This is a genomic window from Ruegeria sp. BJ5, assembly GCF_056537865.1.
Map to the genome: position 1 here is coordinate 592,840 of NZ_JBQFSH010000002.1, position 25,234 is coordinate 618,073.

Below are 25,234 nucleotides of genomic sequence, written 5' to 3' on the forward strand. Positions count from 1 at the left end.
TTTAGCCGTCAGACAAACCTGTTGACGTAGTTCTCCAAGCGCTCCTGCCTTCCGGATCGAGGCTCGGGATTGATACCTTCGGCCAACACACGGGCTGCGATTTCATCCAGCGATGAAGCAAGCATCGATTGCGCCTTCGGGCTATCCCATCCGGAATATCTGTCGGTCAACGCGGCATCAAGCCCGCCATCCTCGATCATCGCGGCCGCGGCCTTCAACCCGCGGGCACAGACGTCCATGCTGCCCACATGCGCCGCGACAAGATCCTCGGGGTCGATTGACTGGCGGCGGATCTTGGCGTCGAAATTCGTGCCCCCGGTCGAAAACCCTCCGGCCTTGAGGATGTAGTAGTAGGCCAACGCGACTTCGGGCACGTTGTTGGGAAACTGGTCGGTGTCCCATCCAGATTGATAATCGTTCCGGTTCATGTCGATCGAACCCAGCATACCCTCGGCCGCCGCTACGGCGATCTCATGTTCAAAGCTGTGGCCAGCCAGGATCGCGTGGCCTTGTTCCAGGTTCAGCTTCACTTCGTTTTCCAGCCCGTATTTCCTGAGAAACCCGATGCAGGTTGCGGCGTCATAGTCGTACTGGTGCTTGGAGGGTTCCTGTGGCTTCGGCTCGACCAGGATGGTGCCCTTGAACCCGATCTTGTGCTTGTAGTCGACCACCATGTTCAGGAACCGTCCCATATGGTCCAGTTCCAGCCCCAGATCGGTGTTCAGCAACGTCTCGTAGCCTTCGCGCCCGCCCCACAACACATAGTTCTCGCCGCCCAGCTTGTGGGTCGCGTCCATACAGGATTTCACAGTTGCTGCGGCAAAAGCAAAGACGTCCGGATCAGGGTTCGTGCTGGCACCCCCCATCCAGCGGCGATGGCTGAACATGTTGGCGGTGCCCCAAAGCAGCTTGGTTCCCGACGCCTGCATCTTTTCACCGATATAGTCGGTGATTTCCTCGAGCGTGCGCAAGTTTTCGGCAAAGTTGCCCTGTTCGGGGCGAATATCCGCGTCGTGCCAGCAGAAATAGGGCTGTCCCAGTATTTCAAACATCTCAAAGGCGACATCGGCCTTCATCCGGGCGCGTCCCATGTCGTCTTGCGGGTGCCACGGGCGAACAAGGGTCGGACCGCCGAACGGGTCTCCGCCCTCCCATGCGAAAGAGTGCCACCAGGCGACGGCAAAGCGCAGATGGTCCTCCATGCGCTTGCCCAACACCACTTCGTCCGGGTCATAGTGACGGAACGCCAGCGGGTTCCGACTGTCTACGCCTTCGTACCGGACCTTTTCGATACCCTCGAAGAAACCGCTTGTCATACCTGCCCCCTATTCCGAGTTTTGCCCGGGCTGCTTACCCAGAATGATCATCGACAGCAGATCGTCGTCGGTCACGTCCGCGATATCGACCGTGCCGACCAGCTTGCCGTTCTTCATGACCGAGGCCCGATCACACAAATCCATGACTGCGTGTACGTCGTGGTCGATCAGGAAAATTCCGATCCCCTGCGCCTTGAGCTGGTGAATCAGATCGGCCACCATCTGCGTCTCGTGCGGACCCAAGGCGGCCGTCGGTTCGTCCATGATCAGGATGCGGGCGTTGAAATAGACAGCCCGCGCGATGGCCACCGACTGTCTCTGGCCACCGGACAGAGCCGAAACCGGATCGTTGAACTTCTGAAAGTTGGGGTTCAGCTGCGCCATGATTTTACGGCATTCGGCCTCCATCGCCGCGTCGTTGACCAGACCGAAAGGCGTCGTCATTTCGCGTCCCAGGAACAGGTTCGAGGTGGCGTCCAGATTGTCGGCCAGGGCCAAGGTCTGGTAGATCGTCTCGATATTGTTGGCCCGCGCGTCGCGCGGGTTGTTGATCTCGACCGGTTTGCCATCGATCAGGATCTGCCCGTGGTCCATCTGATAGGCTCCGGACAGGACCTTGATCAGCGTCGATTTGCCAGCCCCGTTGTGCCCCAGCAGTCCCACCACCTCGCCGGGATACAGGTCGACCGAGACTTGGTCGACGGCCTTGATCCCGCCGAACGAGATCGAAATGTCTCGCATCTCGACCAGAGGTGGTTGCCCGGATCCGCGACCGGATGCCGGCGGCGTTTTCTTAGTTCCCTGCGCTTGCGTCATTTTCCACCCAATCGCTTGCGGTAGACGATGTCGATATAGACGGCCAGAACCAGCACACTGCCGACGACGATGTTCTGGAACGGCGCATCCACGCCGACCATGGCCATGCCCGATTGCAGTGCCTGCATGATCAGCGCACCAAGGATCGCGCCATAGATGGTGCCGATGCCACCAGACAGGGCGGTTCCGCCAATGACCGCTGCCGCGATCACCCGCAGTTCGTCCAGTGTTCCGATGTCGTTGGAATGGTTGGCCAGCCGCGCCGAGGCGACCACCGCCGAAACCGCGCAAAGGAAGCCCATCAGCGCAAAGATCTTGACGGTCAGCAGGCGGGTATTTATGCCGGACAGCTCGGCTGCGTCCGGGTTGCCGCCGGTCGCGAAGATGTAGCGCCCAAACCGGGTTTTGCGGGCCACGACCGTCAGGGTCACGGCGACAATGATCAGGATCAGGACCGAGATCGGGATGCCGTACCCGACGATCAGGCCCTCGGGCATCGTCTCGCCACGGGCTTCGAACATACGCTGCAACCGGCGCGTCGGAATGGCATAGCTGTTCAGGATGTACACATATCCCAGGATGCTCGCCGCAATGATACCGGCGAGCGTTGCCTCGGCCCAGACGGGTTTGACCGGGAAGCCATGCGCCGCCTTGGCCCGGCGACTGCCCCACAGCGCCCAGATCGCAATGGCCGCCGCAAACAACCCGAACAGCCAGCTTGCCGTTGTTCCCAAGGTTCCGTTCGTTCCCCCGAACATCAAGAAATTGCTGTCCAGCGGCCCGATTGTCTGCCCGCTGGTCAGATACCAGGCGACGTTGCGCCAGACCAGAAAGCCTCCCAAAGTCACGATGAACGCCGGAATGGTCAGGTAGCCGACCATCCAGCCGTGAAACGCTCCGATCAGCGTTCCGATGGCAAGACCGACCAGGATGGTGATGATCCAGGTGGCGGGATGGTCCAGCCCCATCCCCAACACGCGCGGCAACAACTCGGTCTGCGTCATGGCCATCACCGCCGAGGTGGTCGCCAGCAACGCGCCAACGGACAGGTCGATGTGCCGGGTTACGATGATGAACACCATACCACAGGCCATGATCGCCACCGAAACCGATTGGATCGACAGGTTGAACAGGTTGCGGGGCGTCAGGAACCGTCCGTCAGTGACGATATTGAACCCGATGCACAGGATCACGAATGCGCCGATCATGCCCAAAAGCCGCATGTCCAGTTCCAGCTGTTGGAACAGGCTTGGCTTGGTTTTCTGAGGTATCGGCTGAGACGAAGTTTCGGTCATTTCCGATCTTTCAAATTCAGCAAGGGTCCCCGGCCCGCCCATGCAGGCCGGGGACTTTGGAGTTTAGTTGCAGGGTGCGGGGCCGTTCTCGACGCCTTGGCACAGATCTTCCAGCGCGATCCATCCGGCATCCACAACAACCGACAGATTGTCCTTGGTGATCGGAACCGGAGCCAGGAAGACAGAATTCATCGTCGTTCCACCCGGCGAGGTCCAGCTGACCACTCCGTCGATTTCCGACGGGTCGGTGCCACTGCTGAGTGCGACGGCAATCTCGCCGGCGGCCTTGCCCAGCTCGCGTGCGTCCTTCCAGACGGAAACGGTCTGCGTACCCAAGGCCACGCGGTTCAGCGCGGCGTGATCGCCATCCTGACCCGACACTGGGATACCTTCCATGCCCTGCGCGGTCAGCGCCGCGACAACGCCACCTGCGGTCCCGTCATTCGACGCGACAACCGCATCGACCTTGTTTTCATTGGCGGTCAGGATCTGTTCCATGTTCCGCTGCGCATTGGCGGGCAACCAGCCATCGGTATAGGCTTCACCGACGATCACGATGTCACCACTGTCCAGCGCCGCCTGAAGGATTTCCTGCTGGCCACCGCGCAGGAAGTCCGCGTTCGGATCCGTAGGCGAACCCTTGATCATGACGTAGTTTCCCTTGGGCATCGCCTCGTACACGGCGCGCGCCTGCATGCGCCCCACTTCGACATTGTCGAAGGTCAGGTAGAAGGCGCGATCGTCCTCGATCAGGCGGTCGTAGGCGATGACGGGAATGCCCTCATCCGCGGCGGCCTGTACGGCCGGACCGATGGCCTGCGCGTCCTGCGCCAGAATGATCAGGGCGTCCACACCCTGTGCGATCAGGCTTTCGATGTCGGACAGCTGCTTGGCCGAGGACGACTGGGCGTCCGCCGAGATATATTCGGCCCCACCGGCCTCAAGCGCAGACTTGATTGCCGCTTCGTCCGTTTTCCAGCGCTCTTCCTGAAAGTTGGACCAGCTTACGCCGACGACCGGCTCGGCAAAGACAGCCGAGCCAACCATGGCAACAGCAGCTGAAAAGCTGAGAATTCGTTTCATGATTTCCTCCCGTTGATGGGGCCATCGCGTCATGATTCGCGGCCCTCGTGTTTCTGCGTATCATATTTATTTCAGCGGGTAAAATATTTACTCTGTTCGCAGGCTCCAAATCCCAATAGATTGAGGCCAACAGAAGATTCGCGGAGACAAGATGCTGAAAAGCAAGGCTTCTCAAAACTCGCTGGACCAACGGAATGCCACGCGCCTGCGGGTGTTGGAGCATATCCGAACCAAGGGGTCGATTTCGCGGATCGATATCGCATCGGCCCTGCAGACCAGCCCGGCCACCGTCACCGCCGCAACCGCTGACCTGATTTCCGCCGGCCTGGTGCGAGAGACCGAGGGCGAGGCGCATTCCAGATCGGCCAAACGCGGGCGGCCGCGGGTTCTTCTGCAACTGGACGGGCCCTCCTATCTTGTGGCGGGCCTCAAGGTCGCGCGTCAGGTCATCTCGGTCATTCTGGTCGATTTCGAAGGCAACGAAGTCACCTCGCACATGTACGCCCTGCAAGATGCCAGGATGTCCCCGCGCGATTTCGTCCGCACCGTGCGCCTTGCGCTTGAGGAGACCTGCGCAAAGATCGACCGTACGATCGACGGGCTTTCAGGTGTTTCCATAGGCATCGCCGGATTGGTCGATGCCGAAAGGAATTTCGTGCACTGGTCATCTTCGATCACCGAGCGCAATGTGAACTTCGCCGCGTTTCTGGACGAAGGCCTGCCCTGCCCGGCCTTCATTGAAAACGATGCAAACCTGGTGGCCAAGGCCGAACAGCTCTTCGGCTTGGGCAAGGGCCTGTCGAACTTTCTTGTCGTCACGATCGAACACGGTGTCGGACTGGGCATCGTTCTGGACGGCAAGCTGTTCCGGGGCAACCATGGCTGCGGGGCCGAATTCGGGCACGCCAAGGTCCAGTTGGACGGGGCGCTGTGCCAATGCGGGCAACGGGGATGCCTCGAGGCCTATGTCGGCGACTATGCATTGATCCGAGAAATGACGGTCGCCGGGCAAAGCAGCGCGCTGGAAACCGTTTCCGACATTCACGACCGCGCGCACGCCGGGGACCAACGGGCGATTTCCGTTCTGGCCCGCGCGGGCCAGATGTTCGGCTTGGGCCTGTCCAACCTGATCAATCTGTTTGCCCCCGATTGCATCATTCTGTCCGGAGCCCGGGTCAGCTTTGAGCACCTGTGTTCGGACGACGTGATGGCGCGCATTCGAAACGGAGTGGTGAATGTCGACACCGCCCTGCCCGAGATCAAGGTACATCATTGGGGCGACCTCATGTGGGCCAAGGGCGCGGCGGCCTACGGGATCGAACAAGTGTCGATCCTAAAGGTGCAAGAGATCGCAGCCCATGCGAGCTGAACTCGCCTTGGTGGCGGCCTTCGCCACGACCGCCAGTGCCGATCCTGCCATCCCCCGGTATCAACCGATCGACATTCCCTCTCATGTCTACGACGGCGGCTGGGAGCATTTTGTGGGTGGCGGCGTCGCGGTTTTCGACTGCAGCGGGGACGGCTTGCCGGAACTCTTCCTTGCTGGTGGGGCGAACCCATCGCAGCTGTTCCGAAACACCTCTCAGGCGCAAATCTCCTTTCAGGCAAACACGCCGGAGCCGCTGTCACTGACAGGTGTGACCGGCGCCTACCCGATGGACATCGACGGCGACGCCATCCTGGACCTTGTGGTTCTGCGCGTTGGGGCGGACCTGTTGCTCAAAGGTGGGCCCGATTGCCGGTTCAGCCCATTCGCGGGGCTTGGTTTTAACTCCGATGACCATTGGACCACGGCCTTCTCGGCAACATGGGAACCCGGGCAGACACTGCCCACTCTGGCCTTCGGAACCTATGTGGACCGCGATAATCCGAATGGCCCATTCGAGGCATGCGGCCCCACTCTGCTGTACCGCCCCCTTGGCGAAACCTATGGCCCGCCCGTTCGGCTGGAACCCGGATACTGTGCGCTGTCGGCTTTGTTCTCGGATTGGGGCCGGACCGGGCGCGCGGATCTGCGGATCAGCAACGATCGGCACTACTATGTCCGAGACGGACAGGAACAGATGTGGGCGATGGAAGATACTCCGCGCCTGTATGATCAAGCCGAAGGCTGGCTGCCCTATTCGATCTGGGGCATGGGCATCGCGTCGCGCGATCTGACGGGGGATGGCTATCCCGATGTCTACCTGACCTCGATGGGAGATCAAAAGTTCCAGATTTTCGACCCCGAAGCCGGCGGTCCCACATGGCGTGATGCGACCTATGACAAGGGCACGACCGCACACCGGCCGCACATCGGCGCGGACGGGCGACCATCGACCGGTTGGCACGCGCAATTCGCGGATGTGAACAACGATGGGCGTGACGACATTTTCGTCGCCAAGGGCAATGTCGAGCAGATGCCGGATGCGGCGCAGGACGACCCCAACAGCCTGTTGCTGCAGCTGGAATCCGGTCAGTTTTTCGAATCCGCGGCTGAGGCCGGTGTGGCATCGATGGCAAAATCTCGCGGCGCCGCACTGCATGATCTGAACAATGACGGCTGGCTGGACCTGGTTGTGGTCAATCGCGGATCACCGGCCGAAATCTATCAGAACCAGCCCGCCGCGGGGAACTGGATCATGGTGGATCTGGGCCAGCATGACGTCAATTCGCAGGCCATCGGTGCCTTTGTCGAAGTCCGGACCGCTGCCGGAATTCAGACCCGCGAGATCACGATCGGCGGCGGCCATGCCAGCGGGATGGCCGGGCCGCAGCATTTCGGTCTGGGCAATGCCAAGACCGTGGACACTCGTGTTGTCTGGCCCGGCGGAGACCCCTCGGACTGGGAGACATACGACACCAACCGGATCATCCGACTGCGGCGCTGATCACTTGTCGACTGGCAGCCCACTGGGCACCCGCTCTGGTACACCCAGCCGTTCGGCGGGATCCTCCAGCGCGGCCAGAAAACTCAGGATGTCGTTGATCTCTGCGTCTGACAGAGCAATCGGTTGCAACTCGTTGGCCGCGGCGATGGCATCGACCAAGGCCGGATCCTGTAGCGGCCGTTGATCATCGGCTCCGGGAAAGGCGGGCAGCTCTGCCATTTCGATCGAGTAGCGCCGCAACGCGCCTTCGGGGTCAAGGTGGTGCCTAACCACGTCCTCGAGCCGAGCATAGGCGCCATCGTGGCCATAGGGCGCAGTCAGCGTGACATTGCGCAGCGACGGCGTTCGGAACGCAAACGCATCTTCGGCTGCACCGGTTACGCGCAGTCGGCCATCATCTCGGAAGTGGTTTTCAAACCGAGCAGCCTTTCCCGGGCCGATCTGCGGCATCGCGATCGCATGAAACCCGTGGTCGGTCTGAAACCACCCCGAATGGCACGATCCGCAGCCGGCCTTGCCGTAAAACAGCTGCATACCGCGCGCCGCGTCGGGCGGCAGTGGTTCCTCTCCGCGCATCGCGCGATCAAAGGGGCTGTTGTCGGCACGCCATTCAAAGGCGATGAAATCGGCAATCGCGTTGGCGATGGCTGCGAACGAGACCTCCTTTTCGGGGGTCACGTCGCGGAACATCCGTTGATACTCCGTAACCGCAACCACCCGCCCGGCGATCAGGTCCCATGCACCACCCTGTTGCGTCAGAAGGCCCAGGCGCACCGCCTTGCTGATCGGGTTTTCCGAGTAATGTCCGGCCATCTCATCCGGCGACAGAACCGGGAACATGGCCTGAGCCGCCAATGCCGAGCGGAACCCCGGCCGCATATGCTGCCCCAACGGTGTTCTGATGCCGAAAGGTTGCTCTGGATCATCCTCGAGCCTGCCATCGTGGAAGAACGTCGTGAACTCGGTCGCGCCAAGGTTCCAGAGGGCCGGGGAGTTGCGCGGGATGCGCTGTTCGGGCAGGTTGTCGGACCCAAGCCCGCGGGCGCTGCCCAGCCCCACCCCGCCTTCTCCGACGCCCAGCGACATCCCGTCCGAGGTCCCAAACCTTGGGTGGTGGCAGGTGGCGCAACTGATGTTTTCGTTTCCCGACAGGATCGGGTCGTAGAACAGCATTTGACCCAGTTCCACGATGGCAAGGTCGGGCTCGATGAACTCGGGAGGCGGGCCCAGGTTCTGGGCCGCTGTCCCGGTGGCAAAGCTGGCGAGAACAGCCAAGGCCGATAAGGAACGGATCACGCTCATGCCCCTGCCTCGGAGATCTCAAGTATCAGCGTCTGGTGATACGGCTTGTCGGGCGTGCATATGATCGAAGGGAACGCGGCGACGTTCGGCGCATTCGGATAGCCTGATGGTTCGATACAGACCCCGGCATGCGGCGCAAATGGCGCGGACAGATGGGCGGCAGAGTAGATCTGCGCCCCGGGCTGATCGGAATGGACCGTCATCGTCAGACCCGACGGCGCCGCAAGGGTGGCCACCGGTTGGGCCACCATACCGCGGGTGCGGGACAGAAAGAAATGATCGAGGTCCATGGCGGCCTGCCCGATCGGTTGGGGGGCGGCGAAATCCAGCCCGACCGATGCAGAGTCGACGATCCCGCCATGCGGTATCCCCTGATCGTCCAGCTCCAAGTGACGATCCGACGCCAACTGCAATCGGTGCTCGGAGATGCCTTGAGCAGACCCCAACGTATAGTAGTTGTGTTGCGCGATGCTGATCGGGGTCGGCCTGTCCGGCCAGGCGGAGATCGAATATGTCAGGCGAGGGAATTCCAACCGGACCCCGACCTCGAACCGAACAGCCCCCGGAAATCCGCCCACGCCGTGACGTGAGACATGGACCAGCACCGCCTCGCGCGGCGAGAGCTGCTCGACCTGCCAAAACTGGCGCGAGAGCCCTTCATGCCCCCCATGCAGCGTATTCGACCCTTCGTTCGCAATCAGCGCATGATGGGTGCCGTCCAAATCGAACCCTGCGCCGCCGATCCGGTTGGCGACCCGCCCGACGAGCGCGCCCAGATAGAACGGGTCGTTCAGGTATTCGGTCGGGTCGTCATAGCCAAGGATCAGCGGTTGGTCCTTGTACCACCACCCTTGCGTGATCGCCCCATAGCCCAGCAATGACACCCGCATGTCCCCATCTCGCAGGTCGGCAACCGGGATATCAGTGCAATCATTGCGACTTTTGTTCATCATCCAGCCAATGGCGCCAGGGCCTTGTAATACGCTCTGTATCGTCTGTAGGCGCTGTCATAGGCTTCGGTCAAATCACTCTGCGGCTCGATGACGGCGTCGATCTCTGGTGGGGTCATGACCTGTTCGGGTGTTGCGTCCCCGGCAGCGCACATGGCCAGCCGCGCGGCACCAGTCGCAGCCCCGAACGCGCTCCCCTTGGGCAGGGCCAGCGGCACATTCAGCGTGGTGGCGATGGTCTGAAGCCAATACCGGGACCGCGCACCGCCGCCTACGGCAATCAACTGCGACGGTTCGGTGCCTGTGCTCCTCAGGGCCTCAAGGCAATCCCGCATTGCGAAACCGACGCCCTCCATCACCGCCTGCACCAGATCCGCCGACCCCGAGGCGATGTCGAGGCCCAGAAAAGCCCCTCGGATGGCGCTGTCATTGTGCGGCGTCCGCTCGCCGGACAGGTAGGGCAGAAAGGTCAACGACGACGGCCCGTTTGGCTGGGCGGGCAGCGCCCCTGCCAGCGCCTCGACCGACTGGCCGAGGTTGCGTGACAGCCAGTTCAGGCTGTTGGTCGCCGACAGGATGACGCCCATCTGTATCCAACGCCGGGGGACCGCATGGCAAAAGCAATGAACCGCCGTCTCGGGGGCAGGTGCATAGCTATTCCGGGCCATCAGCAGCACACCCGAGGTGCCAAGGGACAAAAACCCGGACCCTTCGTCGATGCTGCCGATACCGCAAGCGGCCGCGGCGTTGTCGCCAGCGCTGCCAGCGACCACAACCGGGCCGGACAGCCCCCACTCCCGGAGCAGTTCCTCCCGCAGCTCGCCACCGGGGTCGGCGCCCTCGACCAGCCGCGGCATCTGATCGGGCCTCATGTGACCCAACTCCAGCGCCCTGTCCGACCAGTCTCGCGCGCCGACATCCAGCCACGACGTTCCCGCGCTGTCGGACATGTCACTGACATACTCCCCGGTCAGCCAGAACCGCAGATAATCCTTCGGCAACAACACCATGGCCGTACGGGCGAACAGGTCGGGCTCATGGGCACGGACCCATTCCAGCTTGGGCGCGGTGAACCCGGGAAACACGATATTGCCCGTGATCTCGCGCATCCCTGGGGTCTGGTCCAATTCTTTGGCCTCTTGCGCGGATCTGGTGTCATTCCACAGAACGCACGGCCGCAGGACGGCGCCGTCCCGATCCAACAGCGTTGCGCCGTGCATATGGCCGCTCAGTCCGATCGCCCGCAGTTGCGCCAGCGCATCGCCGTTCGTCTCATGCAGTCGGCCCATTACGGTTACACAGGCGTCGATCCAGTCCTGCGGGGCTTGTTCGGACCAGCCCGGTTGCGGGTTCGACGTGGCGATCTCAGCCTCGGCCTCGGCCAGAACCTGCCCGGCCTCGTCCACAAGAATTCCCCTGAGACCCGAGGTCCCCAGATCCAAACCCAGATACACGAGACGCGCCCTCACCCACATTATTTTAGTTGGTAAAATTATTAACCGAGATCAGAAAATGTCAACACCGGAATCCGGCGCGCATATTCATATGACGCAAATAGGGCGGAATGCCAGGTCCTCACCCGGTTTCCTTGATCGGCAGCAGATCAAAAGGTTCTCCGCCAAAACGCTGTTTGGGCGCTCAAGACTTAGTTCGCTGTTGGTTGTCTACTCTTGCGCATGCTGCCCTATATCTCGGAGATCGAGGCGGGTGTCTCGTTGCATGACGACCGCAGCATGGGGCATGGCTGCAATTCAACCTGCAGGGAAAACGCGCGCGTTCTTTGGGTTACGTCCATCAGGTTTGACGGATGGTGACATCCCCTTTCCCGGCAAACGGGCCTCAAGGATCCGGGCGCAGGCACAGCCAGATCAGAAAGCCCAAGTAAAGAAAGACGGTGACGTTCAGAACGGTATCCAGAAACTCGCCTGTCATGGCCCTTCCTCCAGCGCCAGCACCCGGAACAGACAGACCACCAGAACCGGAACGATGAAAACAAAGGCGATCGCCGAAATTGCGATGACAGATCGCACCAGCCCGATATCTCCGACAAAGACCATGGCAAGCCCCAACGCACCCAGAATTGCCCCCCACACCGTGCGGATCCGGGGAGACGGGTTTTCATCACCACCGGTTCCGATCATCGCAAGGGTAAATCCGGCGCTGACAACGCTGGTGACCACAAACAGAAACGCCGCGACGATGGTCGCTGTCTGCGTTAGCCCCGACAGTGGAAACCGCTGAAGCAACGCGAATGTGGTCGCATCCAGGTTCTGCTGATTGACCACGGACAGGGAGCCTTGCTGCCGCAGCGCATCAAAAAACCCAAGCCCGCCAAACACGCCAAACCAAAGGATCGAGAACAAGGTTGGTGCGACGATCACACCCAGAAGAAACGCCCGGATCGTTCTGCCCCGGGAAATCCGGGCGATGAAGATACCGACGAACGGCGACCAGGCCAGCCACCAGATCATATAGTTCAGAGTCCAATCCTGGAACCAGTTGACGAGATCGTCACCAAAGAACTCGGCTGTGGCAAACCCGGCGGGCAGAACGTGGAACACGTATCTCCCGAAGCCGCTCACGATACCGTTCATCAGGTATGAGGTGGGGCCAAGGATCAACAGATAGATCATCATTGCCACGGCAATCAGCATCGCAGCATTGGACAGTTTGGCCATGCCGTCCCCCAAATCCCGGCGCAGAGGGATGACAAAGGCCACACACATGGCGAAAAAGACCGGAAGCGTCAGAGCCGCCGAATCCGCTACGCCAAGCAATCCGGCCAACCCGGTTTGCACCTGAAACACCCCCATGGCCAGCGAGCCAGCCAAACCCACGGCAATGGCAACGATTGACAGAAGGTCAAAGCCCCAGCCCATCGCCCGAACCCACGGGGCCGACCCCAGAGCGTCGTTCAACGGCGCGCTCAGCAGCAGAGTGCCCCCACGGCGGAAGGCGAAATAGGCAATGATCAGACCGACCACCCCGTAGATTGCCCAAGCATGAAAGCCCCAGTTCAGGTAAGTTACGAACAGCGCGTTCCCGGCGGCCCTCGGATCGGGCTCGTATTTTCTGAGCGCTTCGAAATGGGTCAGCGGCTCGGCTGCACCATAAAACAGCAGCCCAACCCCCATCCCGGCCGCAAACAGCATGGCGATCCATGCGGGGGTCGAAAACTCGGGCTCGGCACCATCCGGCCCCAACCGGATGCGCCCAAAGCGCGAAAAGGCCAGAAACAGCGCAACGAACAACAGGCCGCTGGCCTCGAGCATGATGAACCAGCCCCGGCTTTCGAACTGCGTCGCAACCGCGGCAGACGCCAACCGGCCCAGCCCCGCCGGGTCGACAAGACCCCAAATCGCGATGCCTGCGCTGATCGCAAGTGCGATGACAAGCAGCGAGTTGGTCGATGTGCGGCGCATGGGCTTTGGTCCTTGGATTTGATCCAAGGCCGAGCGTAGAGACCCGTTTGCAACCTGTCCAGAAATCAACTCTTTCGAGAATTTTGTTTGAGAACAGCCGAATATCTGTGCCTAATGGCGGAACCGACCAACGGTGGCGGGCCGCAATGGTGCTGAGCCCGCAGGAGACGTGCATGGCAACTCAACCCAAGGCCGACAACCAGCGCGTGGGCAAGCCTGGGCTGACCTTCTGGTATCAGCTGGTTGTTCTGCTGTTTCTGACCATCGCGTCATTGGTGCTGGCGTCCTCGGTTCTAATACCGCTTTCCTTCGCCATACTGTTGTTTGTGCTGCTTACTGCAACATCTGACCGGATCCACCGGATCGTCATTCTGGGCCATTCCGTACCGAAATGGATGGCGCATCTTGGGGCCTTGTGCCTGATCCTGTTTGGATTGCTGATCATCCTGTCGATCCTGTCCAGCCAGGCCAGTCTGGTGTCCGAGGCTTTCCCGAAATACGAAGAGCGCTTGTCCGGTATTCTGGCAAAACTTGTCGCCCTCGTCGGCAACGAGAACTATGCCGCGGCCCAGAAGGCGCTGAGCCAGATCAACCTGTCGGGTTTTGCCGGCAGCATCATCGGGTCCGCCGGCGCCTTTCTCAGCGCCTTCTTCCTTGTACTGCTCTATGTGCCGTTCATGCTGGTTGAACGCGTGCCGATGCAAACCAAGATTGACCTCGCGATCTCGGATCCAATGCTTGCCAACAAAGTTCGCAACGTGCTGCACAGCACGTCCGCCAGCATCCAGCGCTATGTCGGGATTAAGACTTTCGTCAGCGCGCTAACCGGGTTCGGCAGCTTTCTTGTCATGTGGGCGGTCGGGTTGGATTTCGCCGAGACCTGGGCGGTTCTGGCCTTTCTGTTGAATTTCATCCCCACGGTCGGCTCGATCATCGGTGTCGCCCTGCCCTCTCTGGTCGCTCTTGTCCAGTTCGAGGAACTGAGCCCGTTCCTGATGGTGCTGTTGGGATGCGGGGCCGTGCAATTCTCGGTCGGAAATATTCTTGAGCCGACCTTGCTGGGCAAAAGCCTGAACTTGTCCCCCCTCATGGTCATACTGGCCCTGACATTCTGGACCGCGATCTGGGGCATTCCCGGTGCGCTGATGAGCGTGCCGATCACTGTCTGCATCATGATCATTCTGACCCACATTCCGGCTACGCGCCCCATCGCCATACTGATGTCGGGCGATGGCCGTGTGGGCCCCAAAGACTGATCTCGATGCCGCCAAACCGAATTTTCGGCCCATCGCCCGCGCGACTGGCCGCTCCACGAAAGGACAACGCCAATGGTTACCAAAGCGGAACTTGAACAGCAGGTCGCTGAGTTGAAGCGGCAGCTTGAAGAGCAGGCCGAGGAGAAAAAAACGGGCGCGCGCAAGGCGGGCGAAAAGGTGAAAGAGGCCGTCCAGGACATTCCCGATAAGCTGTCGGCCGAGTTCGAAGACTGGTCCGGTGAGATCGAGACCGCGCTGGCCGAGTTGGATGCCATGCCACACAAGAAAGCCATCCTGTTCGCCCTGGGCGTTTTTGCTCTGGGCTACGTGATCGGTCGGTCCAGGTAGGAGACAGTCAGATGAGCCGCATTTCCCGAAACATTTCCATCATCCTGCGCACCGAACGGCTGATCGCTCAGCGGAACATGACCGTCTTGGCCAAACGCGCAGGTTTTTTCGCCGCGGCCGGATTGGCGGGCGGGTTGGCCATCATCATGCTGAATGTCGCGGGCTATCTTGCTCTGGCGTCAGTGATGTCCAAACCGTTGGCTGCACTGGTCATCGCCCTGATCAACCTGATCGTGGCGCTGATACTCGCGGCTATCGCCAACTCGGTCAGCGCCGAGGCCGACACTGCGCCAGTAGCAGAACTGCGCGACATGGCGATCGGCGATATCGAGGCCGAGGTTCAGGACATGATGTCAGAGGCTCGCGAGACGGTCCGCGACCTTAGAACCGTCTCACGCGACCCTCTGGGAACGCTTGCCCCCGGGTTGGTGACCATGATCGCAAGCGCCGTTCTGAAACACCTGAAGAACCGCAAAGAGTAAGCGGCGACTGTCGCCTAGACGGTCGCCCCTTTCTGGCGGATCAGACAACCAATGCTGCTGGCGCAAACACCGACCAGAACGCCGATGATCAGCTCCATGGGCTCGACCTTGGCAAAGGTCCAATGCGCGAAAGCCAGGGTTTCCAGTATGCCGATCACCGCGCCCATCGTCGCGGCCAACCACAGTTGGCGGGTCATCATGCCCACCGCAAGGCCCAGAATGCCGGGCAGGCTCAGGATGTTGCCGCCGATTGTTCCAAGAATCTCAAGCATGTCGTGCCACTCCTAGTCGGATGCGCTGTTCAGGAATGATCGGATCTCGGCCGCGCCGGTACTCTGCGCAATTTCAGTGCCGGTCACCGGATCCAGCGAGGCGACCACTTTCTGATACTCCTCCAGATAGCCCGGCGGCAGGCTGTGCGCGATGCCCTGGTGGCAGTCGATGCAGGTCATGTTCTCGTCGATCGCACGCTGATGTTCGTTGGCGGCTCGCGTTTCCTGAATGGTGAAGTCCATGTATTCGAAATTGTGGCAGTTGCGGCATTCGCGGCTGTCCGACGCCTTCATCTTTTTCCACACGGCCGAGGCCATCTGCAGGCGGTGATCCTCGTATTTCTCGGGCGTGCTGATGGTGCCGACCAGCTCGTGATAGACGTCTTTCACCGCCATGATCTTGGCTTCGATCTTGAAGCTCCATTCCTTGGGCACGTGGCAATCGGAACAGATGGCCCGTACGCCGGAATGGTTGTTGTAGTGGATGGTTTCCCGGTATTCGCCAAGGTTGGTTTCCATCGTGTGGCACGAGACGCAGAATTCTTCGGTATTCGTCATCTCAAGCGTCCAGTGGAACCCACCCCAGAACAGGATGCCGGCCAGAAAGCCCGCCAGAACCAGAAAGCCTGCGCTGAACGCGGCGGCCGGTGTCCAGATCCACGCCCAGATGCGACCGATCAAGCCGCGCTTTTCAGGAGAGTCTGCCATATTCGGTGCTCCTTTCAGTCCAAAGCTGGATCAGTTTCCGGCCGAGGGCTGGAACAGGTTGTCGACCAGGGCCGGCGCATCCGCCTGCGGCACATGGCACTGGTTGCAGAAATACCGGGTGCCCGCGATCTGATCGAGCTCGTTGCCTTCGCGATCCAGATAGTGGGTCATCGACAGGGTCGGCGCGTTGCGCTCACCGGCCTTGGTCCAGTCGTGGCAGGACAGGCACTGATTGGTGCGGATGTCGATTTGGTACTGGTCGATCTTGTGCGGAATCAGCGGCGGCTGCTGGCGATAGTTGCGCTGCATGCGCCCTTCGATGTTGCGGTGCACATCATCTAGGATGGCCGGATCATCGATGTCCACGCCTCGCAACGTGGTCACGGACGCGGATTGCGCAAAGGCAAGCCCGGTCACAAGAAGAACAGGGATCAGGGCTATTGCGCCTGTCGCTATTGATTTTTTCATCTTGGCACTCCCTTAGGCAGGTCTGGCGGCGCGCGGTTCTGGCGCGGCGGCTGGATCGGGTGGCGCGACGACGGCGTCATCGAACCGGTGGGTAAGTTTGAAGACATCGACCGAGCACACATCGATGCAGCGGCCGCACGTGGTGCAATCGGGCGATAGGATCAGCGGGCTGGATCCCGGCTTGCCCTTCAGTGCGGGCGAAATAACCTGGCTCTCCGGACAGACCGCATAGCAATCCATGCAGTCGTCACAGGCGGCACGGTTGCTGGCGCTGACCCGCAGCAGGCTTTTGGCGCCAATCAGGCCGTAGAAGGCCCCGACCGGGCAGATATGGCCACACCATCCATGCCGGGCCACGAAAAGGTCAAAGACAAAGATCGCCACGACCATCGCCCAGACAAAACCCATGCCAAAGACCAGCCCGCGGTGCAGCATGGTGATGGGGTTCACCAGTTCCCATGCGATTACGCCGGTCAGCGCCGACACGACCAAAACGGTCGCCAATATCCACAGCCGGGTGCTGCGTTTGGGCTGCCAGCCCTTGGGCAGGTCCAGCCGACGGTGCAGCCAATGCGCGGCATCCGTAACCGGGTTGATCGGGCACACCCACGAGCAATAGACCCGCCCGCCGATCAGCGCATAGGCCACCAGAACGATCAGCCCGCCGACCAGCGCGGTCATTTCCGGCCAATGGCCGGCCACCAGCCCCTGCAGCAGGATGAACGGATCGGTCAGCGGCAGCACGTCCAGCGTCAGCGATCCGGCCAGCGTGCCCTTGACGATCCAGATGCCGAACCACGGCCCCAGCAGGAACAGGACCAGAAAGAACACCTGACTGAACCGCCGCAGCAGCAGGAACCGATGGGCGCCGAACCATCCCTTGACCTCGCGGGCCTCGTGCCCGACGGGCATATGTGTCCGCGCCGTCATTGGCCTGCCCCCGGAAGGTTGTAGCCCGGTTCGTATCCGCCCGGCGCGGCAAGGTTGTCCGCGCCCGGTCCGGGCAGGCGATCGGGCAGATCGATGATGCCTTCGACCAGCGGTCCGCCCTTTTCGGCCTTTTCTTCCCATCCCTTGCGGTAATGTTCGGCCGAACTGCCGCGCGCCAGGCGGGCGGGCAAAACCTTGATCGCGGCCTCGGGCAAAACGCAGCTTTTCTCGCAGACGCCACAGCCGGTGCAGCGGTCGGCATGAACCGTCGGCGCAAAGATCGCATGGTGGCCGGACCGGTCATTGTGCGACAGCTCCAGCGTGATCGCCTCGTCGATGACAGGGCAGACCCGATAGCACACGTCGCAGCGCAGCCCCAGGAAGTTCAGGCAGTTCTCCTGGTCCACAAGAACCGCAACACCCATCTTGGCGTCGTCAATGTCCTGCAACCCCTTGTCCAGCGCCCCGGTCGGGCAGGCCGCAACACAGGGGATGTCTTCGCACATTTCGCAGGGCACGTCGCGGGCGATGAAGTACGGCGTACCTGTCGCAACCGCATCGATGCCCAACTCGGCCAGCTTCAGCGTGTCATAGGGACAATCACGGACGCACAGCCCGCAGCGAACGCAGGCGCCCAGAAAGCCATCTTCGGGCAACGCCCCCGGTGGGCGCAAGGCCTCGGCCGGCAGGGCGCGGGCGTCGCGGGCCAGATAGGCCAGCAAAGACCCGGCGACCAAACAGCCACCCGCCGCGCGCGCCGAATCCTGCAGGAACCGGCGCCGTTGCGGCGAAAGAGGTTTGCCGACCAGAGACATCACACCCGTCCTCTGCGATTCCTGCCCTTACGCCCGCTCGACCTTGCAGGCGCATTTCTTGAAGTCCGTCTCTTTGGACAGCGGGCAGGTCGCATCCAGCGTCAGCTTGTTGGTAAGCTGGCCCTCGTCGAACCACGGCATGAACACGAGGCCACGCGGCACCTTGTTGCGCCCGCGGGTCTCGACCCGGCTGATCACCTCGCCGCGGCGCGTGGACAGCACGATCTCCTGCCCGCGGCGCACACCGCGTTCCTTGGCGTCCTCGGGGTGCATGAACACCACGGCGGCGGGGAAGGCGCGGTGAAGCTCGGGTACGCGGCGGGTCATCGACCCGGAATGCCAGTGCTCCAGCACCCGGCCGGTGCACAGCCACAGATCGAACTCTTCGTCCGGCTCCTCTGCTGCCGGTTCGTAGGGCGCAAAGATGATTTTGGCCTTGCCGTCTTTGTGACCATAGAATTTGACGCCGGCACCCTCAGGCACATAGGAATCGTAGCCCTCGCGGAAGCGATAGAGCGTCTCTTTCCCGTCCACGACCGGCCAGCGCAGCCCGCGAGCCTGATGATAGGTTTCGAAGGGCGCCAGATCGTGCCCGTGGCCGCGGCCAAAGCTGGCATATTCCTCGAACAGGCCCTTCTGGACGTAGAAGCCGAAATGCTCGGACTCATCGTTGTGGAACCCTTCGGCGGTTTCCGACAGCGGATACTGGTCGATCTTGCCGTTGGCAAACAGTACGTCGAACAGGGTCTTGCCGCGATGCTCGGGCATCTTGGCCAGCAGCTCTTCGTCCCAAACCTCCTCGACGGTGAAGCGTTTCGAGAACTCCATCAGCTGCCACAGGTCCGACTTGGCCTCGCCCGGGGCCTTGACCTGCTGACGCCAGAACTGGGTGCGGCGTTCGGCGTTGCCATAGGCGCCTTCTTTCTCGACCCACATGGCGGTGGGCAGGATCAGGTCGGCCGCAACGGCAGTCACCGTTGGGTACGGATCCGATACGACGATGAAGTTTTCTGGGTTGCGATAGCCGGGATAGCCTTCCTCGTTGATATTGGGCGCGGCCTGCATGTTGTTGTTGCACTGCACCCAATAGACGTTCAGGTCACCATCCTTCAGCTTGCGGTTCTGCAGAACCGCGTGGAAACCCGGCTTGGGCGGAATGGTGCCTGCGGGAATGTTCCACTTGGTCTCGGTGATCTTGCGGTGTTCATCATTGGTCACCACCATGTCGGCGGGCAGACGGTGCGCAAAAGTGCCAACCTCGCGCGCGGTGCCACAGGCCGAAGGCTGACCGGTCAGCGAGAACGGCGAGTTGCCCGGCTCGGAGATTTTGCCCACCAGCAGGTGCACGTTGTACATCAACGAGTTCACCCAGGACCCTCGTGTGTGCTGATTGAAGCCCATGGTCCACAGGCTCATGACCTTGCGGTTCGGGTCGGCATATTCCTTGGCCAGTTGCTCAAGCTGGTTCGCCGGCACGCCCGACAACTCGGAGACGTACTCCAGCGTGTAGTCGGCAACCGAGGCGGCGTATTCCTCGAACGAGATCGGCTCCAGCTTGCCCGAGTCCGGGTTCGCAGCGGCCTGTTGCAGCGGGTTGGTCTCGCGCAGGCCGTAACCGATGTCGGTAGCGGTCTTGGTGATGTTGACGTGGTTCTTGACGAACTCCTCGTTCACCGCGCCGGTCTGGATGATGTGGTTTGCGATGTAGTTCAGGATCGCCAGATCGGTCTGCGGCTTGAAGATGATACCGTTGTCGGCCAGCTCGAACGAGCGGTGCTCGAAGGTCGACAGCACATGTACCTGCGCGCCCGGCTTGGTCAGGCGCGTGTCGGTCAGGCGCGACCACAGGATCGGGTGCATCTCGGCCATGTTCGAACCCCACAGCACGAACGTGTCGGCATGTTCGAGGTCGTCATAGCAGCCCATCGGTTCATCAATGCCGAAGGTACGCATGAAGCCCACCACGGCCGAGGCCATGCAGTGCCGCGCGTTCGGGTCGATGTTGTTCGTGCGGAACCCGGCCTTCATCACTTTGGCCGCAGCGTAGCCCTCCCACACGGTCCACTGTCCCGAGCCGAACATGCCCACGCTGGTCGGGCCTTTCTTGGCCAGCGCCTCTTTCCACTTCTCGGCCATCACGTCGAAGGCTTCGTCCCAGCTGACAGGTTCGAAGTCACCGTTCTTGTCATAGACGCCGTTAGATTTGCGCAGCAACGGGGTGGTCAGACGGTCCTTGCCGTACATGATCTTGGAGAGGAAATAGCCCTTGATGCAGTTCAGCCCCCGGTTCACCGGAGCGTCCGGGTCGCCTTGCGTGGCAACCACGCGGTCTTCCTTGGTGCCCACCAAAACCGAGCAGCCCGTGCCGCAGAACCGGCAAGGTGCCTTGTCCCAGCGGATGTCGGCATTGGCGACTTGGGCGGCAGCTTGGCCAGTCGCCAGCGGGATACCGGCCGCGGACGCTGTCGCTGCGGCGGCGGTTGCTTTCAGAAACGTACGGCGAGATTCGGAAATGGTCATGACAAGGGCCTCCGGCTGGAATCTTGGCTGGGAGTTTCAGGACGCGGACGGGTCTCCGCGAGATCTTCGAAATGGTGATATGTCAGGGTCAGTGAAACGACCCCGGGGATCTGGTGCAGGTCCATGATGATCTCGGACGCCAACCGTGTCGGCGTGTCCTCGACGACGACAACGAACCGGCTGTCGTCGGATTCGGCATGGATTTCGACCCCGTCGAACGCGGTCATCGCCGACCGTGCCGCTGAGGTCTGGTCCGGCGCGACATGCACGAGGCATCCACAGATATTCATTCACGCACCTCCACTGTGGCGGGCTGGTATCTCTCGAGGGAAACGGCACCGGTCGGGCATGCGGCCGAGCAGGCCCCGCAACCGACACATGATGCCAGGTCCAGGTTCACTTCGGCGCGGCCTCCGGTTTTCAGGCGGAATCGGATGGCCCCTTGATCGCAGCTGTCCTGGCACACCCGGCAACTGACTCCATTTGCCGAAAGGCAGGTGTCGGACACTTTCGCGCGCCACGGCCACTCGGCGAACCGGTCCAGGCTCAATGCGTCGGTCTTGCAGGCATCCGCGCAGCCTCCGCAAAAGGTGCAGCCACCCTGCTGCGGCTGAAACACCGGCAAGCCCGCGTCGTCCATCGCCAGGACATCCTCGGGGCAAACCGAGACACAGTCGCCGCATCGAGTGCAGAGATCGTGGAAGTTTTCGCGCGCCGCTCCTGGCGGCCGCTTCACGCTGTCGTCTTCGCGAGGCAGGCGTCCTGTCAGGAACGCGCGCCTGCTGGCTACTGCAGACATGTGCCGCCCACCTGTTCTAGAAACATTTGTGGTACTCCGTTCATGCTGCGTGGATAGCGGATACGAGTCAACTCTGACTTGATCTTGATCAGATTTGCTCATGGATTGAGCAAACGAATCCTTCCTGAAATCCAACTCTGGAAAGGCGCGGCACAAAGCTGATCCGAAAAACCGGAAACGGCGGATTGCGCAGTCATAATCGAATATTACTATAAAAAATGCAGACTCGACCCGGTGGTCTGTACTAGGCTGCCTGCGGGTGGATACTTCTGAGGGCACCAATGTCTGGCGACCTAAGGGAATGGCTGAGCGCCCTTGGGTTGTCCGATTACACCCAAGCGTTCGCGGAAAACAAAATCGACTTTGCAATTCTTCCTGAACTTACGGGCGAGGATTTGCGCGAGATCGGGGTGACCGCCGTCGGCGACCGTCGCCGGTTGCTGCGCGCGATATCCGAGCTGGACGTCCCGGAAACCGTCGGCGCGTTTGAACCCGAGGTCGAACTGGAGCCGGCAAAACGTCAGGTCACGGTTCTGTTCGCGGACCTGACCGGCTTTACCAAATTGTCCAGCGAACACGACGCCGAAGACATGCACGCGCTGCTGAATGCGTTCTTTGGCAAGGTCGACCGCGCCGTCGAGAAATTTGGAGGCCGGATCGACAAGCATATCGGAGACGCCGTAATGGCGGTGTTCGGGGCGCCGATCTCGCACACCAACGACACCGAACGGGCGGCCCGGGCTGCGTTGGAGATTCACGCCGCGCTGCCCACACTTGACCCGCCCCTGTCGTGCCATATCGGCATCGCCTCGGGGCAGGTCATCGCCAGCACCACCGGAAGCGAGGCCCATACCGAATACACCGTGACCGGGGACGGCGTGAATCTTGCGTCCCGCCTGACCGACATCTCTGCGCCGGGTCAAACGCTGGTGTCGGATGACATCCAGCGCGCGCTTGGCCCTCTGTTCGTGGGCGAGGCGATCGGCACCAAGGCAATCAAAGGCCTGAACAAGGATGTCGAAATCTGGCGTCTGGACCGCCTGGCCCGGAACATCCGCACGCGGCGCCACAAATTCATCGGGCGGGAACGCGAGATGTCGTTGTTCTCGGCGACATTCGACCGGTGCCAGCGCCATGGAAAAGGTGAGGTTCACATCATTCTTGGCGAACCCGGTATCGGCAAGACCCACTTTTCGGAACAGGTGGCCGAGCTGGCCGCAAACCGGTCCTATTCGATCCACGGGGGCGTGGTGATGGATTTCGGCACACGCGAGGGACATTCGGCCATCCAGTCCATCGCCCGCAGCCTTCTGGGACTCGACCCGACCGACGACTCCGATGCCAGCACCGCGGCCGCTAATGACGCGATCAGCCGGGGGTGGATCAACCCCGCCAGTTCAGCCCATCTGAGCGCTTTGCTCGAGCTTGAACAGGATCCCGGATTGGCCGAAGTTTATGCCGCAATGGACAACGCCGCACGCATGCGGGGTCGGCGACAGGTTATCGACGAACTGCTGCAGGCCCGCAGCCGCGAGGCCCCCCTTCTGCTCCAGGTCGAGGACATACATTGGGCGCCACCGGACATTCTGACAATGTGTTCGTACATGGCTGCCGCGACGCGGGACCTGCCTTGCGTTCTGATGATGACCAGCCGGGTCGAAGGCGACCCGGTCGATCGGGAATGGCAGATGGGAACGGACGGTGCGCTGGTGTCCAAGCTTGAGCTTTCGCCGATGGGCGACGAACAGGCGCGGAAACTGGTCGAAGAATTCACCGCCATCGACCCCGAACTGTTGGAAACCTGCGTGCAACGTGCCGGAGGCAATCCGCTGTTTCTCGAGCAACTGCTGCGCAATATCGACGGCCTGACCCGCGACACCGTCCCCGGCAGCATCCAAGGCATCGTGCAATCCCGTCTGGACGGGTTGGATCGTCGAAGCAGAACGGCGATTCAAGCAGCATCGGTTCTGGGGCAGCGGTTCTCGCCCGAAGTTCTGAATTATCTGCTGGGTGAAGGCCATCTGGACACGTCCGACCTGATCCGCTCGGCCCTGATCCGCGAGGCCGGGGCAGATCTGATGTTTGCGCATGCTCTGATCCGCGACGGATCCTATGCTACGCTGGTCAAGTCCGAGCGCGCCCGACTGCACCGGCAGGCAGCAAGCTGGTACGAAGGCAAGGACGCCACATTGCGCGCCCAACACCTGGACCGTGCCGACGCCTCCAATGCAGCCGAAGCCTATCTGGAGGCCGCTGAAAACCTGATCCAGGCCTTCCAGTTTGACGAGGCCAGCCCGCTGATCGAACGCGCGCTCGAGCTTTCGGCTCCGCCGGGTATCCGGTTTGACCTGATGTGTGCCCGGGCGGAAACCCATCGCCTTCAGGGCCTGTCGGACAAGGCCCTGAGCGAGTTCAACGAAGCCGCCGCCCTGGCCGAGACTGACGCGCAGATCTGCCGCGTTCATATCGGTCTGGCACAGGCCGCGCGCCAGGCCAGCCTGTACGAGGATGCGCTGCACAGCCTCGACATCGCCGAGGCCGCCGCTGACCGTATAGGATCGGAACGGGATCTGGCCCAGATCAGCTATGTCCGCGGAAACATCTATTTCCCGCTGGGACGGGTCTCGGATGCTCTGCAAAGCAACGAAACAGCGCTGACGCTGGCGCGCAAGCTGGAATCCGTTCGGCTTGAGGTCGGCGCGCTCAGCGGCTTTGGCGATGCAAATTTCATGAATGCCGCAATGCGCACCGCCGCAGGGTTCTACACTCAGGCCGTCGAAAGAGCGCGGGACAAAGGATTGGTCCGGGACTTGGCCGCCAACCTTCACAATCTCAGTGTTGCCCGCAGTTACTCAGGTGACGTGGCGCAGGGCCGGGCCGATGCGCAGGAAGCCATCGAAATCTCGCAGAAGTACTTTGCCTTCGTGCCGGAATGTGTCGCGCAGACCTGCTTGGGCGTCGCGTGCACCTTTCAGGATGACATGGACGGTGCGCTGCAGGCCTTCATCCGATCCGCCGATATCGCCCAGCGCGTCGGTGCCAAGCGACTCGAGGCTCAGGCGCTGGAACATCTGGCCCGGGCGCAGGTTTATGCCGGGCAAAGGCACGAGGCTGAACAGGTGGGGCGGCGCGCCGTGGAAATCGCGTTGGAACATGGCCGCAACTTTGTCGGCCCCAAGGCACTGTCGGCATTGGCCTTGGCTTTGGACGATCCGGATGCCCAGGATGATTTGTTGGATCAGGGCGTCAGGATACTGAGTGAAGGCTGCGTTGGGCATAGCCACTTGCATTTCTACGCAGATGCCTGCGCCGTGATGCTGGCCCGCCAGGATTGGGACCGCGCGATCCGCTTTGCCGACGCCTTGTCCGAGTTCACCGCCCCAGAACCGCTGCCGATGGCCGATCTGTCCATCCGTCACACGCGCCTTCTGGCTGCGACCGGGCAACAGGGCCTCGCCCTGTCTGACCACGCCGAGTTTCCCGAACTTCGATCGCAGTTCGATGACCTGGGCGTGGTGCGGTCGCTGATGGGGCATCTGGATTTCCCGGTGGCCGGGATGGCCGGTCAACCGACGGCATGAA

At 61.5% G+C, this 25,234-nt stretch carries 22 protein-coding genes; 6 read left to right on the plus strand and 16 right to left on the minus strand.

What is annotated here, in order from left to right:
* Positions 1-8 precede the first annotated feature (8 nt).
* The 4 genes from xylA to xylF form a co-directional block, all read right to left on the minus strand.
* Positions 9-1,316 (minus strand): xylose isomerase, encoded by a 1,308-nt coding sequence (gene xylA, locus ACR0NY_RS10430; RefSeq protein ID WP_170367724.1) that lies wholly within the window; start codon positions 1,314-1,316, stop codon positions 9-11.
* 9 nt (positions 1,317-1,325) lie between these two features.
* Positions 1,326-2,057, minus strand: a complete 732-nt coding sequence (locus ACR0NY_RS10435; RefSeq protein WP_093965003.1) for an ATP-binding cassette domain-containing protein — start codon at positions 2,055-2,057, stop codon at positions 1,326-1,328.
* Positions 2,058-2,128: 71 nt separating this feature from the next.
* Positions 2,129-3,427, minus strand: a complete 1,299-nt coding sequence (locus ACR0NY_RS10440; protein ID WP_170339578.1) for a sugar ABC transporter permease — start codon at positions 3,425-3,427, stop codon at positions 2,129-2,131.
* A 63-nt stretch (positions 3,428-3,490) separates the two neighbouring features.
* A complete protein-coding gene (gene xylF, locus ACR0NY_RS10445; RefSeq protein ID WP_093965002.1) occupies positions 3,491-4,510 on the minus strand; it encodes a D-xylose ABC transporter substrate-binding protein in 1,020 nt (339 codons plus the stop codon).
* Between the two features lie 151 nt (positions 4,511-4,661).
* Between xylF and ACR0NY_RS10450 the strand changes: the two genes are divergently transcribed.
* Positions 4,662-5,879 carry an ROK family transcriptional regulator gene (locus tag ACR0NY_RS10450; RefSeq protein WP_170339576.1) on the plus strand — a complete coding sequence of 406 codons (1,218 nt, stop codon included), beginning with the start codon at positions 4,662-4,664 and terminating at the stop codon, positions 5,877-5,879.
* Positions 5,869-7,380 carry a CRTAC1 family protein gene (locus ACR0NY_RS10455; RefSeq protein ID WP_170339574.1) on the plus strand — a complete coding sequence of 504 codons (1,512 nt, stop codon included), beginning with the start codon at positions 5,869-5,871 and terminating at the stop codon, positions 7,378-7,380. Before ACR0NY_RS10450 ends, ACR0NY_RS10455 begins: the two co-directional genes overlap by 11 nt.
* On the opposite strand, the gene ACR0NY_RS10460 is transcribed toward ACR0NY_RS10455, so the two are convergent.
* The 4 genes from ACR0NY_RS10460 to ACR0NY_RS10475 form a co-directional block, all read right to left on the minus strand.
* On the minus strand, positions 7,381-8,682 hold the full coding sequence (locus ACR0NY_RS10460; RefSeq protein ID WP_170339572.1) for a cytochrome-c peroxidase: 1,302 nt from the start codon (positions 8,680-8,682) through the stop codon (positions 7,381-7,383).
* Positions 8,679-9,635 carry an aldose epimerase family protein gene (locus tag ACR0NY_RS10465; RefSeq protein WP_480771283.1) on the minus strand — a complete coding sequence of 319 codons (957 nt, stop codon included), beginning with the start codon at positions 9,633-9,635 and terminating at the stop codon, positions 8,679-8,681. The genes ACR0NY_RS10460 and ACR0NY_RS10465 overlap by 4 nt, the downstream gene beginning before the upstream one ends.
* Complete coding sequence (gene xylB / locus ACR0NY_RS10470) at positions 9,632-11,086, minus strand: xylulokinase (RefSeq protein WP_170367720.1); 1,455 nt, start codon at positions 11,084-11,086, stop codon at positions 9,632-9,634. The genes ACR0NY_RS10465 and xylB overlap by 4 nt, the downstream gene beginning before the upstream one ends.
* A 474-nt stretch (positions 11,087-11,560) precedes the next feature.
* A complete protein-coding gene (locus ACR0NY_RS10475) occupies positions 11,561-13,054 on the minus strand; it encodes a BCCT family transporter (RefSeq protein WP_170367718.1) in 1,494 nt (497 codons plus the stop codon).
* A 173-nt stretch (positions 13,055-13,227) separates the two neighbouring features.
* Here ACR0NY_RS10475 and ACR0NY_RS10480 point away from each other — a divergent pair, with 173 nt between their 5' ends.
* From ACR0NY_RS10480 to ACR0NY_RS10490, 3 genes are all read left to right on the plus strand, one after another.
* Complete coding sequence (locus ACR0NY_RS10480; RefSeq protein ID WP_170367716.1) at positions 13,228-14,310, plus strand: AI-2E family transporter; 1,083 nt, start codon at positions 13,228-13,230, stop codon at positions 14,308-14,310.
* Positions 14,311-14,382: 72 nt separating this feature from the next.
* Complete coding sequence (locus tag ACR0NY_RS10485; protein ID WP_170367714.1) at positions 14,383-14,658, plus strand: hypothetical protein; 276 nt, start codon at positions 14,383-14,385, stop codon at positions 14,656-14,658.
* A gap of 11 nt (positions 14,659-14,669) precedes the next feature.
* On the plus strand, positions 14,670-15,140 hold the full coding sequence (locus ACR0NY_RS10490) for a phage holin family protein (protein WP_170339560.1): 471 nt from the start codon (positions 14,670-14,672) through the stop codon (positions 15,138-15,140).
* A 14-nt stretch (positions 15,141-15,154) separates the two neighbouring features.
* Here the strand turns inward: ACR0NY_RS10490 and ACR0NY_RS10495 are convergent, their stop codons facing one another.
* Genes ACR0NY_RS10495 through napF form a run of 8 tightly spaced genes read right to left on the minus strand, consistent with a single transcriptional unit; the run spans position 15,155 to position 21,652 of the window.
* A complete protein-coding gene (locus ACR0NY_RS10495; protein ID WP_093964456.1) occupies positions 15,155-15,412 on the minus strand; it encodes a hypothetical protein in 258 nt (85 codons plus the stop codon).
* 12 nt (positions 15,413-15,424) lie between these two features.
* Positions 15,425-16,120, minus strand: coding sequence for a NapC/NirT family cytochrome c (locus ACR0NY_RS10500; RefSeq protein WP_170367712.1), 696 nt, complete (start codon positions 16,118-16,120; stop codon positions 15,425-15,427).
* Between the two features lie 30 nt (positions 16,121-16,150).
* Positions 16,151-16,588, minus strand: a complete 438-nt coding sequence (locus ACR0NY_RS10505; protein WP_170339556.1) for a nitrate reductase cytochrome c-type subunit — start codon at positions 16,586-16,588, stop codon at positions 16,151-16,153.
* 12 nt (positions 16,589-16,600) lie between these two features.
* A complete protein-coding gene (gene napH / locus ACR0NY_RS10510; protein ID WP_170367710.1) occupies positions 16,601-17,518 on the minus strand; it encodes a quinol dehydrogenase ferredoxin subunit NapH in 918 nt (305 codons plus the stop codon).
* Positions 17,515-18,333 (minus strand): ferredoxin-type protein NapG, encoded by an 819-nt coding sequence (napG, locus tag ACR0NY_RS10515; protein ID WP_170339552.1) that lies wholly within the window; start codon positions 18,331-18,333, stop codon positions 17,515-17,517. The genes napH and napG overlap by 4 nt, the downstream gene beginning before the upstream one ends.
* Positions 18,334-18,360: 27 nt before the next feature.
* Positions 18,361-20,853 (minus strand): nitrate reductase catalytic subunit NapA, encoded by a 2,493-nt coding sequence (gene napA / locus ACR0NY_RS10520; RefSeq protein WP_170367708.1) that lies wholly within the window; start codon positions 20,851-20,853, stop codon positions 18,361-18,363.
* The gene (locus ACR0NY_RS10525) at positions 20,850-21,143 is read right to left on the minus strand and encodes a chaperone NapD (protein ID WP_093964450.1); all 294 of its coding nucleotides are present in this window, start codon (positions 21,141-21,143) and stop codon (positions 20,850-20,852) included. The genes napA and ACR0NY_RS10525 overlap by 4 nt, the downstream gene beginning before the upstream one ends.
* Entirely contained in the window at positions 21,140-21,652 is a 513-nt protein-coding gene (gene napF, locus ACR0NY_RS10530) for a ferredoxin-type protein NapF (protein ID WP_170339549.1), read from the minus strand. The genes ACR0NY_RS10525 and napF overlap by 4 nt, the downstream gene beginning before the upstream one ends.
* Before the next feature lie 281 nt (positions 21,653-21,933).
* Here napF and ACR0NY_RS10535 point away from each other — a divergent pair, with 281 nt between their 5' ends.
* Positions 21,934-25,233, plus strand: a complete 3,300-nt coding sequence (locus tag ACR0NY_RS10535) for an adenylate/guanylate cyclase domain-containing protein (RefSeq protein ID WP_170367706.1) — start codon at positions 21,934-21,936, stop codon at positions 25,231-25,233.
* The last annotated feature ends 1 nt before the right edge of the window (position 25,234 follow it).

Excerpts from the sequence above, each read along its gene's own strand:
- ACR0NY_RS10460 (WP_170339572.1), bottom strand. The coding sequence starts at position 8,682 with ATGAGCGTGATCCGTTCCTTATCGGCCTTGGCTGTTCTCGCCAGCTTT.
- xylF (WP_093965002.1), bottom strand. The coding sequence starts at position 4,510 with ATGAAACGAATTCTCAGCTTTTCAGCTGCTGTTGCCATGGTTGGCTCG.
- ACR0NY_RS10490 (WP_170339560.1), top strand. The coding sequence starts at position 14,670 with ATGAGCCGCATTTCCCGAAACATTTCCATCATCCTGCGCACCGAACGG.
- ACR0NY_RS10450 (WP_170339576.1), top strand. The coding sequence starts at position 4,662 with ATGCTGAAAAGCAAGGCTTCTCAAAACTCGCTGGACCAACGGAATGCC.
- ACR0NY_RS10525 (WP_093964450.1), bottom strand. The coding sequence starts at position 21,143 with ATGAATATCTGTGGATGCCTCGTGCATGTCGCGCCGGACCAGACCTCA.
- ACR0NY_RS10455 (WP_170339574.1), top strand. The coding sequence starts at position 5,869 with ATGCGAGCTGAACTCGCCTTGGTGGCGGCCTTCGCCACGACCGCCAGT.
- ACR0NY_RS10505 (WP_170339556.1), bottom strand. The coding sequence starts at position 16,588 with ATGAAAAAATCAATAGCGACAGGCGCAATAGCCCTGATCCCTGTTCTT.
- napA (WP_170367708.1), bottom strand. The coding sequence starts at position 20,853 with ATGACCATTTCCGAATCTCGCCGTACGTTTCTGAAAGCAACCGCCGCC.
- ACR0NY_RS10475 (WP_170367718.1), bottom strand. The coding sequence starts at position 13,054 with ATGCGCCGCACATCGACCAACTCGCTGCTTGTCATCGCACTTGCGATC.
- ACR0NY_RS10440 (WP_170339578.1), bottom strand. The coding sequence starts at position 3,427 with ATGACCGAAACTTCGTCTCAGCCGATACCTCAGAAAACCAAGCCAAGC.
- napH (WP_170367710.1), bottom strand. The coding sequence starts at position 17,518 with ATGACGGCGCGGACACATATGCCCGTCGGGCACGAGGCCCGCGAGGTC.
- ACR0NY_RS10485 (WP_170367714.1), top strand. The coding sequence starts at position 14,383 with ATGGTTACCAAAGCGGAACTTGAACAGCAGGTCGCTGAGTTGAAGCGG.
- napG (WP_170339552.1), bottom strand. The coding sequence starts at position 18,333 with ATGTCTCTGGTCGGCAAACCTCTTTCGCCGCAACGGCGCCGGTTCCTG.
- xylA (WP_170367724.1), bottom strand. The coding sequence starts at position 1,316 with ATGACAAGCGGTTTCTTCGAGGGTATCGAAAAGGTCCGGTACGAAGGC.
- ACR0NY_RS10480 (WP_170367716.1), top strand. The coding sequence starts at position 13,228 with ATGGCAACTCAACCCAAGGCCGACAACCAGCGCGTGGGCAAGCCTGGG.
- ACR0NY_RS10435 (WP_093965003.1), bottom strand. The coding sequence starts at position 2,057 with ATGCGAGACATTTCGATCTCGTTCGGCGGGATCAAGGCCGTCGACCAA.
- ACR0NY_RS10535 (WP_170367706.1), top strand. The coding sequence starts at position 21,934 with ATGTCTGGCGACCTAAGGGAATGGCTGAGCGCCCTTGGGTTGTCCGAT.
- ACR0NY_RS10465 (WP_480771283.1), bottom strand. The coding sequence starts at position 9,635 with ATGATGAACAAAAGTCGCAATGATTGCACTGATATCCCGGTTGCCGAC.
- napF (WP_170339549.1), bottom strand. The coding sequence starts at position 21,652 with ATGTCTGCAGTAGCCAGCAGGCGCGCGTTCCTGACAGGACGCCTGCCT.
- ACR0NY_RS10495 (WP_093964456.1), bottom strand. The coding sequence starts at position 15,412 with ATGCTTGAGATTCTTGGAACAATCGGCGGCAACATCCTGAGCCTGCCC.
- ACR0NY_RS10500 (WP_170367712.1), bottom strand. The coding sequence starts at position 16,120 with ATGGCAGACTCTCCTGAAAAGCGCGGCTTGATCGGTCGCATCTGGGCG.